The sequence below is a fragment of the Novosphingobium sp. 11B genome (genome assembly GCF_054589055.1).
Map to the genome: position 1 here is coordinate 1 of NZ_BAAILP010000123.1, position 2,124 is coordinate 2,124.

Below are 2,124 nucleotides of genomic sequence, written 5' to 3' on the forward strand. Positions count from 1 at the left end.
GAGGCCGGTCAAAAACGACCGGATTCTGGAAGGTTACCTCCCAGAATGACTGACGCCTTGGGCTAGAAAACGGCGAAAGCGAGGCCAATGGCCGGCTCTGCCAACCCTTTTTCCGCAGCCTGCTAAAGCTTCCCGACTACAACGAGGATCGGCCGCTTGGTGCAATCGGCAACAAGCCCCGATCACGTTGATGAACCCCAGTGACGTACCCCGCCCGTCACCGTGACAATGGCCGGGAAACTCTAACTCAAAGCGATCCAGGTTTCCGGGATCAGATCACGTGCATGATAGATTGCAGGTCTGAAAGATCGATGAAACGCCGGTTGATGAATGAACAGATTAGAGCAATGACCAAAGGATGAAAAACTCGGTCAATCCAAATCGTGCTCCAGCCTCTGCTAAGGGAGATGCCACTCGAAGCCAGATTCTGGATGCCTGCGAAATCCTGTTTGCTCGCAACGGCTATCTGGGCACATCGTTGCGAGATATCGCCTCGGAGGCCGGCGTACGAATAGGAGTGCTACATTATCATTACGGCAATAAGCATCTAATTCTCGAAGCAGCGCTGGACCGAAAGCTTGGGCTACTGCGGGAAACGATAGCTGCTAGTTTCACTGATGCGGAAGAGGGAGCCGAATGTGTCGAACTGGAGGAGATCGTCTCTGCGTTCATCCTTCCATTTATGCAGGCTGCCGCATCGGTAGATAGTCCGCTGCGCAATTACATAGTCATGACATCGCATTTGATGAGCGCATACCGCATGCCGGAATTGCGTCCGATTCTGGCTAAGCTCGGCGTAATCTCAGAGATGCTCACGGATCGAATTCACCGTCATCGGCCGGGTATTTCCGAGAGAAACCTCCTTGCAGGAGTTTATCTTATAGAGGCCGCTCTAATATTCATGGTGCAAGATCCTGGATTTCTGGACGATTTGAGCGATAACCATTATTCTGTAGACCGCCTCGAAGAGATGGCGGCGCCAGCGCTTTGTTTCTTTACAGGTGGATTGGAGTGTCTGGATAGGCTTGAGGTATGAACTGATGCGATGCACCGGCCTTTGGTCAAGTGCGCCCCACATTGGAAAGTTCCGTCCTCGAAGACCCATCATGCGGCAGCCTATGCTGACCGCATCAGTTCAGTATGCGCCTGAAGCTGGAGGCCCCCATCTCGATAACTTATCGCAATGGTGTTCAGATTTTTCCGATTTCCGGTGTTGCTGACATTCAAGTTGCGCAAATTGGCTATTGGCGAAGGCGGTCTACGGCTCAGACGGTGAGGGATAGGCTGTAGGATTCCGCACTGACACGTTCCCATAGAGTCCGATGGCGACGTCGGATGATGAGCCTGACAGATATACTAGGTTGGTCGAATGACCAGTTTTGTTATTCTGCATCCAGATCAACAAAAATGGTCCGCTAAAGACGGGCGATGGGCTTCGATGAAAGCGACCGACAAGATTGGTGCCACCTGATAAAAAGGGTGAGCAGTTCAGGCGGTCAGGCTTCCTCGAGAAGGATGGCAGATGGGAAGGCAAGACATCGACGCGCTGATGATTGATGGGCGCAACGCCGACAATCTTCGCGGCGACCCGATCACCGGCGACCGCTACACCTCGGTCGAATTCATGCAGCGCGAATGGGACCACATGTGGACCCGCATCTGGCACGTCGCCGGCCGCACGGCCGAGCTGGAGGAGCCGGGCGACTACGTCGTGCACAACTTCATGAACGAGTCCGTCTTCTGCGTTAAGCAGGACGACGGCTCGATCAAGGCGTTCTACAATTCGTGCCGCCACCGCGGCATGCGGCTGGTGTGGGACGCCAGTTCGCAGGACTCGTTCCAGTGCCCTTACCATGGCTGGGTCTGGGGCAAGGACGGCGTTCTGAACTATGCGCAGGACCCGCAGGACTTCCCGCAGGGCAACCCCTGCGGCAAGCTGAGGCTCAAGGAACTGCGCTGCGCCACCTGGGGCGGCTTCGTGTGGTACACGATGGACGACGAGGCGCCCGAACTGCTCGACTTCCTGTCGCCGATGCCGGACCTTTACAAGAACTACCCGATGGACACCGCCGTGCGCGTGTTCTGGATGAAGATCGACCTCGAAACCAACTGGAAGTTCGCCAC

Annotated in this window: 2 protein-coding genes; both read left to right on the plus strand. The window is 55.3% G+C overall.

All coding sequences use genetic code 11. The annotated features are described in order from the left end of the window. Positions 1-358: 358 nt before the first annotated feature. A complete protein-coding gene (locus ACYPYD_RS11645; RefSeq protein WP_459663277.1) occupies positions 359-1,036 on the plus strand; it encodes a TetR/AcrR family transcriptional regulator in 678 nt (225 codons plus the stop codon). A 486-nt stretch (positions 1,037-1,522) separates the two neighbouring features. Further along, positions 1,523-2,124, plus strand: a 602-nt coding sequence (locus ACYPYD_RS11650; protein WP_459663279.1) for an aromatic ring-hydroxylating oxygenase subunit alpha, incomplete at its 3' end; no start/stop codon positions are given.

Excerpts from the sequence above, each read along its gene's own strand:
- ACYPYD_RS11645 (WP_459663277.1), top strand. The coding sequence starts at position 359 with ATGAAAAACTCGGTCAATCCAAATCGTGCTCCAGCCTCTGCTAAGGGA.